The following is a 13,871-nucleotide window of genomic DNA, read 5'->3' as shown; positions in this document are numbered from 1 at the left end:
GTATCGGCGTCGCCCGTCCCGACCGACAAGCCTCACCCGCAGTTTCTGCTCATCTTCTTCCATCACAAGGTGTCCACCTATTTTGGTGGACACCTTGTATGGGGATTTCGTTGTCAAGGGGCCTTCACTGATTTCGCGGTAAAGCGGTCAGGATAGCCATAACAGAACGGTTGGTCACTGCCTTGTGCATTGGTCCGCGAGCATCAAATTCGAGGGGAGCCTGCCTTTGGGCGCATCGCATTACGCCGCAACCTTGTATTCGGTGGGTCTGCAAAAGACCCGGACCATGAAGCAGTCATTGGCTTCAGCAGCAAGGCTCCGAGGCGGCGGGCCCATTCTCATGACGGCAAATAACGCCATGGTGTCCATCGGGACACCGCCACCTCGAATCGATACGCGCGGGCGTCATTACGGCGGTTGATCCGTCAGGCGCCCTGCAGTGTGTTCAGTTCATCGGGCGCAATGTGACGCCCATCGGGATTTCGCCGACGGTAACCAATCGCCAGAGCGCGATGAGTAACTTGCGTGCGAGCGCCACGATCATCGTCGTCTTGCGGGCGCCCTGTGCCGCTCGTGCCTGGAACCATTGCGTCAGTTCGCTATTCTTTTGGAATCTCAGGAAGCGCCAGGCCAATTGGATCAGCCCGCGTCGCACCCGGGCGTTGCCTGCCTTGGCCAACCCCTTTTCGCGTCGTTTAGATCCGCTTTCGTCGGGGGAGCCTGTCAGACCGGCGTAACGCGCCACCGCGCGCCGGTCTCTGAGGTTGCGGCTAAGCACCTCGTGGACCAGCATGTCGGCTGTCTCAATCCCAACACCAATCACGCGCGCCAATAGCACAACCATTGCATTATACCCCGACGCGGGCGCCTGCTCAAGCTGGGCAATTCTGGCTTTTTCAATCGTCGTGATCTGATCGCGCACCACCGCAAGCCGAGCCATGTCGCGCCGCATCTCTTCCAGCATATTCGGCGGAAGCGGCTGTCCTTCCGAAGTGCGCAGGTCCGGCAACTTCTTCGGCGCCCGGCGAAGCTCGGGCTTGAAGCCACGGATGCCGAGCCGAGCCAGCGCCCCTTTCATGCGATTGACTATCCGCGTTTTCTCGCTGACCAGGTTCTCCCGCTCGCGGCTCGGCCGCTTGGCATCCTCTTCCGCCAGTGATGGGATCGCCACCATGCGGCAGTGGCCACGCTCGCCACGCAGCCAACCCAGGAACACGCGCATCAGCATGGCCGTGTCTAGCCTGTCGGTTTTCGCCCGTCGGTGTTCACGGTTCACGGCGACGCTGGTTGAATGGATGACGTGAGCGGCTATGCCTCGCGTCTGCAGCCACCGGGCCAGCCAGAAGCCGTCTCGCCCAGCCTCGAAGGCCAGCGCGACCCGGTCTATCGGCATGCCCGCAGCCTCCGCCTCCGATCGCCAACGCGCGATCAAACCGAGCAATGCATTGGGATCGGGATCGAGTTTCTTGAGGGGGTGTCGCTGAACGCCGGGAAGCATTCCGGCCACCAGCCAGTTATTTTGACTCATTTCTACAACGACGAGCACAGTGCGAGCTTGATCCAATACAGTAATTGATCGGCTGAGATCGTCGACTTTGGACATGATAGTCTATCCTTCGGGTTGATCGTACGACGATGGTGCCACCTCGCCGCTCCCCCGCATAGCTTCTCATGCATCAGAGCACTCAACAGCAAAAGGTGCGGGGAAATTCGCGCTTACTCTCAATCGGATTGAAGTCGGGACTGTAGGGCGGCAGGTAGAGCAGGCTCGCGCCTGCGGCCTCAATCGCGTCGCGCACGCCGGCGACCTTGTGGGCGGGAAGGTTGTCCATGACGACTACGTCGCCCTCCGACAATGTCGGAACCAGCACCTGCTCGACATAGGCCAGGAACACGTTGCCGTTCATGGCGCCGTCGTAGACGAAGGGCGCAGTCATGCCCGTCAGCCGCAGCGCTCCGGTGAAGGTCGTGGTCTTCCAGTGGCCATGCGGCACGCCGGCCCGGCAGCGCTCGCCGCGCGGCGCTCTTCCACGCAGGCGGGCCATCTTTGTGGAGAGGCCGGGGTGAGTAGGCCGGAGGGATTTCACCTGCCGGCCTCTCGCAGAACGGTGCGTGAACCTCTCGATTCACACCGCTCCCATCAGGCAAACGTATTCGTTCCGAACGCCTTCCAGTGCACAAACAGTCCTGGATTTTCCCGCGCCAGCTTTCTCACGAAGAGGCTGGCACGCGTCTTATGGGACTGAAAGCGCTTGAACTTACGCATGATCCACGCCCTGAGCTTCCGGTTGACGTAATCAGCCAGAGTGGACAGGGCCGAACGGCTGTAGCGGCCATAATAGGCTATCCATCCGCGAAGGAGTGGATTGAGCTGTTGGGCGATTTCAGCCAGCGTCCCCGGCGTCTGCCGCGGGATGTTCAAGCTTTTGATCGTGGCCCGCATCGACTTCATTGCCGTTGGGCTGGCCGCAGGCGTGTAACCACAGAAGAGCTCATCTCGCTGTGTGTTCGCCACGCGTCGCGGCCGGAACTGACCGAGGAAGTCGAACACGACATTCGGGTATTCCCCCCTGCGCCTTTGGTCTTTGCAATAGACGATCTTGGTCTTTGTCGGATGCATTTGAAGCCCGCATGCTGCCAGTCGAGCACCAAGCTCCGCCTTGAGGGCTTCTGCCTGCTGCTCGTTCCGGCAATGCACAAGACCATCGTCCGCATATCGACACCATGGAAGGTCAGGATGCGTCCGGGTCATCCACAGATCAAATGCATAGTGCATGAAGAGATTCGACAAGATCGGGCTGACAACGCCCCCTTGCGGGGTACCGCGTGTGCGCTCGACGACTTCCCCGTTCTTCTCCATCGGCGCTGCCAGCCATCTTTCGATGTAGAGCAGAGCCCACTTGCATGTGACGTGCTTCCTGACCGCCTTCAGCAGGAGATCGTGCGGAAGATTGTCAAACAGCCCTTTGACGTCGAATTCCAGAACCCAGTCATGCTTCCAGCATCGCTGACGCGTGACGCCAACTGCATCCAGAGCCGATTTTCCCGGCCTGTAGCCGTAGGAGTCTGGAAGAAAGAGGATATCCAAATCCGGCTCAATCATCTGCTTGACCACCATCTGTGCGATCCGATCGCTGACGGTGGGCACACCCAAAACCCTTTCGCCCCAACTCTTCTTCGGAATGGAGACAGCGCGAACCGGCGGCGGGAAGTACGTCCCTGAGGACATTCGATTCCAGACCTTGTAGAGGTTTCCTGCAAGGTCCTTCTCGAACATCTCCAGGGTCTGCCCGTCCACCCCGGCTGCGCCCTGGTTGGCTTTGACCGCTTTGTAAGCTTCGTACACTTGTCGTTTCGCAATTCGAAACGGCTTGTCTGTCGTATCTTCCGAAGTCATCCTGTTTCCAGTTGTTCCAAACAATACGACCACCTGATCCGGCCCCTTTGCTCCGGCCCCATTACAGGCCTTCAACGCTCATACGGGCCGGTCCGCCCCAGTCTCCTGCATCGGTACTCTCGCCTTGCGGTTTGGCCCGCTTGAGCTTCTCCCTTTGCATCAGGAGCCTGGTTCCTGCAGTTCCGCGCGAATGCCTGTGTCCGACTCACGCCCCCTCAACGCCGGTCGCCACCCGCCCTGTCATCAGGCACCCGGCGGACTTGTCCCAGGATGACGAGACGGTCCTGGTTTCGGCGACACTTACGTTCATAACGACGCGTCTTCGAAGGGTTCACTTTCGTTCGTCTTTCGGACACCCACCTGCTCGGATCTCGTCCGAACTTTTCATCCAACGCTCACCACCACGGCTCTTTACCGCAGCAGCTTGGACTGGTTTGAGACCTGCTCCTGAAAGCCGATCCCGGAGGGCCGTCCCCCATCATTCACGCAGCTTTACGCTCCGGTCTTAGTTCATGTTGAACTCCTTCCGCTGCTCTGCAGCACACTCTCATCGATGAACACGAGCTTCGCCGGATCGAGATCGAGCTGGCCGTCGAACCAGTCCCGGCGCCGCTTCAGGATGTCGGGGCGATCCTGCTCCAGTGCGTGCGCGGACTTTTTTTGAATGTCCAGCGTGGCCGCGAAGCCAGGCGCTCAAGGCGCTGCGGCTGATCCGCACCGACTGCTCGGCGACGAGCCGCTCCACCATCTCGTTCAGCGTGATGTCCTTGCACTCCTCGATCAGCCCGACGATGAAGGCTTCATGCGCATCGAGGCTGGAGGCGCGGCGGCGGCCCTGCGGGCGTGGCGCCAGTTCGCCGATCTTCGCCCGCGCAATCCAGCGGATCGCGCTGGACACTCCCACGCCGAACCGCGCCGCCGCTTGCCGCGCCGACATGCCCTCGTCCGAAGCCTTCAAGACCCGCGACCGAAGATCCCCGCTCAATGCTCTTCCCATCGTCCACCTCCATCGAGGTGGATGTTGAATCAGCACAAAACGCAGCCGTCACATCACAATCGATTCATCGATCACAGGACGTGCTCTAGTGCGTGGGGAGCCTTACGGTAAGCAGATTTCGCTTAATGAATTAGGATTAGCTTATCCCGAAAGCGCGAGAACCACTGCACGTGCTCCTTTGTCTCCTCCAGGAGCCATTTGCGGAACAGTTGATAGGTATCGCTCTCACGCGCTCTAAAGCGGCCGTAGTAAATAATATGCCTCGGGAGAGGCGATCGTCGGGGTCTCCGCCGCGGTCTTTCTCCAGAACGAGGGGCACAAAGTCACCTTGTGGGATCCCCGAGGCCCGGCAGGCGGTGCATCCTACGGCAATGCTGGCATCGTTGTTGCAACGAGTTGCTTGCCGATCGCCACACCAGGCATCCTACGGGAAATCCCGTCCATGCTTTTGAGCAGGAATGGGCCGGTCACCATCCGCCCGAGCTATTTTCCTTCCGCGCTCCCATGGTTGGTTAGGCTGGTGCTGGCGACCCGTTGGAGCAAGATCGAAAGGACGGCGCAGGCCCTGCTTTCACTCAGCCGGAATGCGCTTTTGGCGTATGATCGCCTTCTTGACATAGTGCCGGTTGCAAATGTCATCCACGACGTCGGCAAATTGACGGTCTATTCCACCGAGGCCGCCTTCCAGGCTGGCGCAACTTCACGACGATTTACCGTAGAAAAAGGCATGGCGGTGGATTTACTTGACCGGGACGGGATCTACGATCTTGAGCCGCATCTTGCACCAATGTTTTCCAGAGGTGTTCTGCAGCCGCATTCTCGCTTCGTCAGCAATCCCAGGCGGCTGATCGAGACTTGTGTAGAGCATGTGCTAGCGCACGGCGGTGAAATGCGCCAGGTCGCGGTAACGCGCATCGAAAGCAGGGGTACGAGCTGCACGGTCGTAACTGACGACGGGTCACATCGTTTCGATTCGGTGGTGGTTGCGTGCGGCGCTTGGTCCGAGCCGCTGTGCCGAAGCCTAGGCTTTTCGGTGCCTCTTGAATCCGAACGAGGCTATCATCTCGTGCTACCACAGCCCGACCAATCGTTGCGCCGCCCTACCCTCTGGGCGGAGCATTACATCAACCTGTGCCCAATGGAAGATGGTCTACGGATGACCATCGGGGTGGAGTATGCCGGCCGAGACGCGCCACCTGATTATAGTCTCGCCTATCGGCTTCTCGGCTATGCGCGGACCATGCTGCCCTCACCTGTCGGCAAACCCCAAAGCGAATGGCTGGGCTTGCGTCCATCGCTGCCTGCTTCCCTGCCCGTTCTTGGGCCCGCGCCAGGACATCCCAATGTCATCTTGGCGTTTGGCCATAATCATATCGGCCTCACGCTGGGGCCTGCGACCGGGCAGGTTGTTGCCGACCTCGTTTCGGGCCGGACTTCGGCTCTCGACCTGGCGCCCTTCGCACCCACCCGATCCTACGTCCGGCAGTTCTCACCGACCAGAGGAGAAATACTCGATGCCGTATCGGGAGGCGGCCAACATTGTCGAATCCGTGGGGCTTGTTGTGTCAGTTCGGCAGCGAAGCGACTTGCACGCCGGGCTCGTACGCGCGCTCCCGTATTCAGCACGCGCCAGCATCCTTTGAGCCGGGCTGCCTTTTTTGTGAGATTTTTTTATCACTCCTCACCGGTTACGACGCGAATAAAATTTCGAAGAACTGGCGCCGTATTGTCTTTTCGCCAAGCAGCAAAAATGTGAAATGGTTCCGGATTGTTACGCAATGGCACAGCTGCGACCCGATTTGCGTACATAGCGGCCACGGACCGAGGGATCAAAATTATCCCAACGTTTTCCTCGACAAGCGCCAAAGCGCTGTCGTTGTCATGCATCATGATGGAAGGTTGCGGCAAGAACCCAGCTTCACGGCAAATGTTGTTTACACGACGGGTATAAATCTGCCATGAATCGCTCGACCACAGCAGTACATGCTCATTCTTTAAATCGAAAGCAGAGACAGATCTTTTGCGTGCAAGCGGATGACATCTAGCAGATACCATAACCATTTGATCTTCAAACAGATGGAATTGTTCAAGCTCACTATCAACTATTGGTCCTACTAGAAAGCCTATGTCAACCTCGCCTCTGCTAATGGTGCCTGCAGTGTTTTCAGGTGCCATCTCGGATGTACCTTGACTGATCAGGCGTAAGTCCACGCCGGGGTATAGTCTGTAAAACCGTGCCAGTACTTTCGGCAAGAAGGTGTGGATCGAGATTTCGTTGTACGCTATTCTCAACTGCCCAACCTCTCCCCTGACGGCAGTCAACGCTTTGATCGAGATGTCATCCAGATTTTCGACAATTGTCCTCGCATATTGCAGCAATTTGAAACCTACCGAATTTGGTTTCACCCCACGGGCGCTGCGTTCAAACACAGGTACCCCCAACTCAGCCTCAAGTGTCTGAATTGTCCGACTGACAGCAGATTGCGATGTATTCAGGCGCTCAGCAGCGCGCCGGAACCCCCCTTCGTCGTTTACCGCAACCAGCGCGCGAAGTTGCTGAAGACTTATCCTTGGCGATCTCATCATTGCAGACCATACCAAAAATTTGTTAGACAAGCATCATCTAGCATCGCAATGATTATCAATCTACCACCTTCGCAATTTACGCGCGCCGAACGACATGCAGGAAAACGAAGCCGCCAAAAGCGACGAGAACCCAATTGGGAGCGGCTTTCTAGACTTGATCCAAGGAAGGATATGATGGATTTCGAATGGAACTGGACCCTGATCGGTGCCGTCAATTCTCTCCTCTAAGATACGACCGCATTTGCCGCGGCCGCTGCAGTGCCGATGGCGTGCCATCGGCTGAAAGCGCTCGGCTTGGCAGCCAACCGTGCGTGTGCGGTCTTATGGCGACATGCAGGAACGGATCCGACCTATGCCGTCGGTGTTCCTGGTGAGGAGATTTATAATGCGGTCTAAGCAAGTCGACACAGCTTAAGCCGGTTCACGAATAGAACGTCACGCGGAAAGTTTGCATCGCACGCTTATATAAGCAGTAGGATAGAGCCAGCTTATGAACCATCTTGATCCTCATAACAGAACTTGGTTGAACTTTGTTAATGGGGTTTGGCTACCATCAGACGAATGCATCGATGTTCACAACCCCGCAACTGGAAAGAAAATTGCTTCAGTCGCCGTTGCGGGGGGAAATCATGTGGACATGGCTGTCGCAGCCGCTAGGGACTGCGTTACTTCGGGCGCACTAACCAAGTGTCGGCCAGTTCTTCGCGCCGAGATGCTAGCACGGATAGCCCGGGAGATCCGTAACCGAGCCGAAGAAGGAGCGTATCTAGGTTGTATTGAGAGCGGAAAGCCAATCGAAGCTGCTCGTCGAGAGTTCGAAGAGGCGGCAAGGTATTTCGACTATTACGGGGGTATGGCAGACAAAATTGAAGGCAGCGCTATTCCTTTGGGGCAGCGCTATCTGGACTATACAATTCGAGAACCTTACGGCATATCCGCTCAGATTGTACCTTGGAATTTTGCACCTTCCATTTGCGCACGATCACTGGCGCCTGCTCTGGCCGCTGGAAACGCAGTCATAGTCAAATCGCCTGAGTTGGCACCACTTGCGATCATCGTGCTTTTCGAAGCTATTGAGCGAGCAGGGGTCCCAAAAGGCGCAGTCAATCTTCTTTGTGGTCTAGGTCGAACGGCGGGGGCGGCCCTGGTCGCGCATAAAGACGTCGACCAGATCGTGTTCACCGGTTCAGTGGCGACGGGTGTAGCTATAATGAAGGCTGCATCGGAACGATCAGTTCCTTGTGTCATGGAACTTGGTGGCAAGTCTGCGGGCATCGTCTTTCCCGATGCCAACTTAGAACGGGTTGTGGAAAGCGTGAAAGCCGGCACATTTTTCAATGCTGGCCAAATCTGTTCGGCGCTATCTCGTCTGCTGGTTCACACCTCTGTCTATGAAGCCGTCATTGGGAAAGTAGCGGAAATGGCTGGGAGTTTGGAAGTTGGCGATGGCTTGGCAGGTGCCGACTTGGGGCCAGTGATCTCTGAAGATCAACTAGAGAAAATTGAGGGCTTTTGCCAAAGGGCCAAAAGCGCGGGCGCGCGGCTTATCACTGGAGGTCAGCGCGTATCCGGCAAGGACGGATGGTTTATGGAACCAACAGTTTTCGCAGATGTAGATCCGAATATGGAGATAGCGCAGGAGGAAGTGTTCGGGCCAGTTCTATGCATCATGAAGTTCGAGGATGAAGACCAAGCATATCAATTGGCTAATGGCACAAGATTTGGTTTGGTCGCGGGTGTCTTCACGCAAAAACTCGACATCGCGCTAAGCGCGCCACCACGTTTGAGCGCTGGCCAAGTGTTTGTAAATGAGTGGTTCGCTGGTGGTATTGAAACACCGTTTGGAGGGAATAAGATGTCAGGGCATGGTCGCGAAAAGGGACAAGAAGCGATCTACAGTTACGTCCGCACTAAGAATGTTGGCATTCTCTTGGCTCCTTAGCCCGGAAAATTCAGTGCGCCCCGATGGGGCGTATCACTAGTGGAGGAAGGTAGTCGAGATTGGTCTGGTAGCTGACGAGCGGCTCGGTCGGGTAACCGGCCGGGTCGAAGCCTCGTGACAAAGGCCGCCTTGGGCGGTTGAGCAATCCGATGGGCCGTTACGTGAGTGAAGCGTGAGCAGGCCTCGAAAGTGATGATGTGGACGCCGACCCGCCTGAATTTCGAGGAAGGCCGCGCGAACGGGGAAGCAATCGACATGTGCACCCGTTCGATCCGCCGGGGTAATGGGCACGGCACGTCGGAAGGGTGATACGGATAACGGGGGAGACCCGCTCGGCATGAGGTAGCGGCCTCAAGGCAGCCGCCAGGGCGGCGGTGCCGGTGGGAGCGCTGGCACGCGCCAATGCGGGTTCGCCGGGCGTGGACAATGTCACCTTCGCGAAGATCGAGGTGGAAGGCGAGGAGAGGTGGCTGTCAGGCCTGCGCGAGGAACTTGTCTCGAAGACCTACCGGCCGCAGCCGGTGCGACATGTGATGATCCCGAAGCCGGGGGGGCGGCGAACGTCCGCTCAGCATCCCGACCATTCGGGACCGGGTGGTTCAGACCGCCGCGAAGCTGGTGCTGGAACCGATATTCGAGGCGGACTTCGAGGATGGTGCCTATGGGCTATCGGCCCAGACGCAGTGGGACCGACGCAATCAAGGAAGTGCACCGGCTTGTCTGCCGGGGCCCATGGACGTGGTAAACGCCGATTTGTCGAAATACTTCGACACGATTCCGCATTCGGACCTCCTCAAATCGGTGGCCCGACGCATTGTCGACCGGCACGTGCGGCGGCTGACCAAGCTGTGGCTGAAAGCGCCGATCGAAGAGCGGGACGGTGACGGGAAACGGCACGTGAGCGGTGGTAAGAGCAGCACGCGCGGCACGTCGCAAGGTGGAGTCGCAAGCCCGCTGCCCTCGGTCATCTACATGAACCGGTTCCTGAAACATTGGCGGCTCACCGGACGCGGCGAGACGTTCCGTGCGCATGTCATCTCCTATGCCGATGACTTCGTCATCCTCAGCTGCAGGCACGCGGTCGAGGCGCTGGCGTGGACACGGACGGTGATGGCGAAACTCGGGCTGACACTCAACGAGGCCAAGACCTCGGTGAAGGATGCCCGCACGGAACCTTTCGACTTCCTTGGCTATACGTTCGGACCTCACCGCTATCGGAAAGACGGCCATTGGTACCTGGGTGCGAGCCCATCCAAGAAGAGCGTGCAACGGATCAAAACGAAGATTGGCGATCACTTGGTAAACGGCAACCAAGAGCCGTGGCCCGTGGTCTGCACCCGGCTGAACAGGCTTCTGCACGGCTGGGTCAGGCTGCTTTGGCCATCAGAAGTTGACCAAGAGTGCCGTGGCGTGCAAACGTTTTGCCGGCTAGACTCGTAAATCAGCATCAATATGTTGCAGCATCTTCTGCTAGTCATCGCCAACGCGAATTGAGGGATCAAACATGGATCGCCGGCATATCGGTGAAGATGCTGCCATCTTTTTGGAGAGGCACGGCGAAACGGTTACGCAGCTGCTACTTACCACTCCGCTGTTTGCTCTGCTGTTAGCCCTCTCCGCACAAGGAACTCGCCTATCCGATATGAGGACCTTAGAAACAAGCCCCCTCCCGGGCATGACAATCGTGCTCCCGCCGCGGTGAGATCTGCGCGGCGCCGTAGTGCGTACCGTCGCAAGCACGTGACCGTGGACCTCAGAACCTTCGATGTTTAGCAAGCGCAGTGCTCGCATATCGTCACAAACACCAGCAGACACATCCTGCAATGCCGGGGTCGGAACAAAGTGGTTTCAGATTGTCGACCGTCCGCTCAGATTGCCTGATGCGCTCGTGTTGAATATCCTCTTCCGTAGGCATTTTGCCCCCTCGCCAAAGATAGCCCGCCTATATCTGCCATGATTCTATCAGAGAACTGCACTTGCGGTTGGGTCAGATATGCAAACGCTTGCTAATTGGCTGGCCGCGATGGCGGTTACCTCGCGCCCGGCCGACGAGCGCTACCTGTCGCTGTCCGAATTGGCGCGGGCCGTCCGTGACCGCGCCGACCACAGCCGGACGCGCGTGCGTAGTGGAGAGCGCGCTCATCCATGTGGAGGCGAACCGCAGCGACTCGGAACGGCTGGCGTTGACCCTTCACCGAATCCGCCGCGATCATCCCTCTCATCTCGTCGGCATCATATGGTGGCATCTAATTCCCCCATTCTTATATAGTCTACCAGACTAATCGCCACGTTTTGGTTCTCCAGAACGGCTCGCGCCGATCAGCGGAGCAATGCCCCATCGATGTGGATGTTCCGTACAATCTTGACCCAGCCGGAGTCCATGCGAACACCGCTGCCGAGATGCGAACGTAGGAAATCCGCCACCTCATCCAAACTGGAGAGGTGGGCTGGATGCACGTTAGATCCGAAGTGATGGCAGGCAAAGTAGCCATCGGAACCGGGCTCAGCCCACACGGTCACCATACCGCCAATGAGCTACAGGCATATTTACCCACCATTTTCTAGGATGCGGCGCGGCAATCAACGTGAGAGCTTCTCTCCCAGATTGTCGCGCTATACTAGGAAACGCCCCACGCCCGACAGCGTCTCCTCACGTCATCTCGCGAACCCCGAGTCGGAGATCACGTTGAGGACGCCGCGAACTGCGGCCACCGGCCAGGCAGCGCGTTATTCATCAGTGGCGACGCTAGCATGCTCTTCCTCGTCGTTGGATAATCCTGGCATGATATCACCTGCGAGTAGCTTCTCCTTCGAGAGCAGCCCGGCATCCTCCAGCGCCTCGAAATCGGGCAGGTCGCGCAGCGTGTCGAGGCCGAATTCCAGCAGAAACGCTTTGGTCGTCACATAGGTGTAGGGCGCGCCGGGCGTCGGGCTGCGCGGACCGGACGCGATCAGCTTCGCGCCGCGCAGCGTGCCGATCAGATCACGGCTGACCTCCTTGCCGAAGAAGGCCGACAGCTCGGCACGGGTGATCGGCTGGAAATAGGCGATGCACATCAGCACCAGCACGTCTGACTGCGTCAGGTCCACGGCGCGCCCGTTGCTGCCGGCGGTGCCAAATGCACTGCGGATGGCATCGGCATAGGCCGGCCGGGTCAGGTGCCGAAAACCGCCGGCGACGGCGACCAGATCGTAAGGGCGGCCGCGCAGCTCCTCGCGGATGTCGTCGACGAGAAGATCAATGCTGCAGCCTTTCCCCACGATGCAGGCGAGCGTATCGCGCATCACCGGTTCGCTGGCAGCAAAAATCGTTGCCTCGACGCGATGCATCCATTCGCGCCAGCGCGCCTCCGGCGGCAGATGGTCTAATTCGCGGTCGAACAGTGCATCTCCGGCTGGCTGGCCCCGTCGTTTGCGCGCTGCCTCCGCCATGATCGTCACAGCCCGTAGATGCGGAACGCGGGACGGCCCGACAGTTCGCGCACGGCGCTGAACTCGATCAACCGGTCGAACAGCCGGCGCAGGCCGCGGTCACTCATGCCGGCGATCTTTTCGGACGCCACGATCGCGTCGTTGGACAAGAGTCTGTCAACGACAGCGTCCGCCGCCTTGGCCCTGAGTTTCGGAGCGACAGCAAGCAGCCGGTCCGCGCGGCGCTCAAGCTCGGCGGAAAGATCAATGGCCCGCAGCGCAGCGCGCGCCTGCGCGGCAAGCAGGCCTTTCGCACGCTCAGGATTTGTCTCAATGCCTGTCGCCAGAGAGCCGGCTGCCGATCGACGCGGGCGAACGCCTGTCCCCAAGGCTGCCTCGGCGCCCAGCAGCGGCACGGCGTGGGTCCAACCCAGCCGTTGCGCCAGCAGGGCGTCGGCGAGCCAGCACCCGAAGGCTCGTGTGAAGCCATATCTTTCGGCGGCTGTGATGGCGCCGGTCAGCATGCTGACCATTCCGATACTCGGGGAAAGCTGTCGCAGCTCGTGTGCCAGATCACTGACCACCTCGTCATCAGGGGCGTAGCCGAACTCTTCCAACACCGCAGCGAGGTTTTTCTCCGTCAGCAGATCGTCCGCTGGCCGAGATGCCAGCCGGCGCCAGGCGAGCAGCAAAAGCCCGCCGGGGCCGAGGGTCGTAGACCCTGACAAAATATCGCTTGGGCGGGCGAGGACAAAAGAATCGCGCAGCGCGCCTTCATCCTCGACGCGGCCGGCCTGCTTGGCCGTTGCCGCGGCCGTCGCAAGCGCCAGCCGCTGCCGCCAGGCGCCGGACCACCGCTCCTGCCGGCGGACCACCGCATCGAGCGCGCCGATGGCGGCGCCTTCTGAAATGGCAATGTCCTCAAGGTTTTGTGCTGCAAGGCTTTGCGCATCCGGGATGGCGCGGCGCAGCCAGGCCGGCACCGTTGCCATTGGTGCGGTCGAAGCGGCACCAGCAAGCGAGGCGTAGTGGCGCGGAGCGGGTTTGGGACGCAGAATCATTGCCGAGAAGGATGAATCATGGCGGCGCTTTTGACAACAAAAATGGGTTAAAAGCGCTGCGCCTGTCGGTCGCACACAACGAATGATAAGCTTGCCTTATCGCCGCACCGAAGCAGAGGAACACAACAATCGGATCGAATAGGATCACCGGCGCATCAAGCGCCGCCTTCGATCCATGCTCGGCTTCAAGTCTATGGAGAATGCCCAGATCACCCTCTCCGGCATCGAGCTGGTCCACATGATGCGAAAGCGACAGGCGAGGTTCGCCTACAATCCGAGTCCGTCAATTGCCGAGCAATTCGAAATGCTCACCGCCTGATCAATGCTCCCAGGCGACGCTCTTCCCGTCCACATCCCGGAATTGCGACAGAGCCCCTCATGTTCCTTCAAAAATTCCGATGATCTGCTCTTCAGAGAAGCGGCTACGTTTCATGTCCTGGTCCTCTCGATGGGCCAGAACGAACGTCAACCGGATTA

At 58.8% G+C, this 13,871-nt stretch carries 8 protein-coding genes and 4 pseudogenes; 5 read left to right on the top strand and 7 right to left on the bottom strand.

Translation table 11 applies throughout. The features are described from left to right. Nucleotides 1–445 precede the first annotated feature (445 nt). The 4 genes and pseudogenes from NKI72_RS32240 to NKI72_RS32225 form a co-directional block, all read right to left on the bottom strand. Nucleotides 446–1,603, bottom strand: coding sequence for an IS110 family RNA-guided transposase (locus tag NKI72_RS32240; RefSeq protein WP_352851916.1), 1,158 nt, complete (start codon nucleotides 1,601–1,603; stop codon nucleotides 446–448). A 118-nt stretch (nucleotides 1,604–1,721) separates the two neighbouring features. Further along, nucleotides 1,722–2,054, bottom strand: a pseudogene (locus tag NKI72_RS32235) (IS630 family transposase); the annotation flags it as partial. A gap of 86 nt (nucleotides 2,055–2,140) precedes the next feature. After that, complete coding sequence (ltrA, locus tag NKI72_RS32230; RefSeq protein ID WP_352851915.1) at nucleotides 2,141–3,397, bottom strand: group II intron reverse transcriptase/maturase; 1,257 nt, start codon at nucleotides 3,395–3,397, stop codon at nucleotides 2,141–2,143. A 531-nt stretch (nucleotides 3,398–3,928) separates the two neighbouring features. Then, nucleotides 3,929–4,394 (bottom strand): annotated as a pseudogene (locus tag NKI72_RS32225) (helix-turn-helix domain-containing protein); the annotation flags it as partial. A 274-nt stretch (nucleotides 4,395–4,668) separates the two neighbouring features. Here NKI72_RS32225 and NKI72_RS32220 point away from each other — a divergent pair. Next, nucleotides 4,669–6,150 (top strand): NAD(P)/FAD-dependent oxidoreductase, encoded by a 1,482-nt coding sequence (locus NKI72_RS32220; protein WP_352851918.1) that lies wholly within the window; start codon nucleotides 4,669–4,671, stop codon nucleotides 6,148–6,150. Here the strand turns inward: NKI72_RS32220 and NKI72_RS32215 are convergent. Next, complete coding sequence (locus NKI72_RS32215) at nucleotides 6,069–7,010, bottom strand: LysR family transcriptional regulator (RefSeq protein ID WP_352851913.1); 942 nt, start codon at nucleotides 7,008–7,010, stop codon at nucleotides 6,069–6,071. The genes NKI72_RS32220 and NKI72_RS32215 overlap by 82 nt on opposite strands. Before the next feature lie 460 nt (nucleotides 7,011–7,470). On the opposite strand from NKI72_RS32215, the gene NKI72_RS32210 reads away from it, so the two are divergent. The 3 genes and pseudogenes from NKI72_RS32210 to NKI72_RS32200 all read left to right on the top strand — a co-directional run. Next, nucleotides 7,471–8,922: an aldehyde dehydrogenase family protein gene (locus NKI72_RS32210; protein WP_352851911.1), complete on the top strand. Its 1,452-nt coding sequence runs from the start codon at nucleotides 7,471–7,473 to the stop codon at nucleotides 8,920–8,922. Nucleotides 8,923–9,516: 594 nt separating this feature from the next. Beyond that, nucleotides 9,517–10,362 carry a reverse transcriptase domain-containing protein gene (locus NKI72_RS32205; RefSeq protein WP_352851909.1) on the top strand — a complete coding sequence of 282 codons (846 nt, stop codon included), beginning with the start codon at nucleotides 9,517–9,519 and terminating at the stop codon, nucleotides 10,360–10,362. Between the two features lie 553 nt (nucleotides 10,363–10,915). Further along, nucleotides 10,916–11,114 (top strand): annotated as a pseudogene (locus tag NKI72_RS32200) (hypothetical protein); the annotation flags it as partial. A gap of 535 nt (nucleotides 11,115–11,649) precedes the next feature. On the opposite strand, the gene scpB reads toward NKI72_RS32200, so the two are convergent. Continuing rightward, on the bottom strand, nucleotides 11,650–12,354 hold the full coding sequence (gene scpB / locus NKI72_RS32195) for an SMC-Scp complex subunit ScpB (RefSeq protein WP_352851907.1): 705 nt from the start codon (nucleotides 12,352–12,354) through the stop codon (nucleotides 11,650–11,652). A 5-nt stretch (nucleotides 12,355–12,359) separates the two neighbouring features. Further along, nucleotides 12,360–13,325, bottom strand: a complete 966-nt coding sequence (locus NKI72_RS32190; RefSeq protein ID WP_352851905.1) for a DUF1403 family protein — start codon at nucleotides 13,323–13,325, stop codon at nucleotides 12,360–12,362. Between the two features lie 190 nt (nucleotides 13,326–13,515). Here NKI72_RS32190 and NKI72_RS32185 point away from each other — a divergent pair. After that, nucleotides 13,516–13,713 (top strand): annotated as a pseudogene (locus NKI72_RS32185) (DDE-type integrase/transposase/recombinase); the annotation flags it as partial. Between the last annotated feature and the right edge of the window lie 158 nt (nucleotides 13,714–13,871).

Source organism: Mesorhizobium sp. M0437, from assembly GCF_040321335.1.
Classification (GTDB): Bacteria; Pseudomonadota; Alphaproteobacteria; order Rhizobiales; family Rhizobiaceae; genus Mesorhizobium.
Note: the sequence above shows the minus strand (reverse complement) of the source record. Positions and strands in the feature narration are given on the sequence as shown.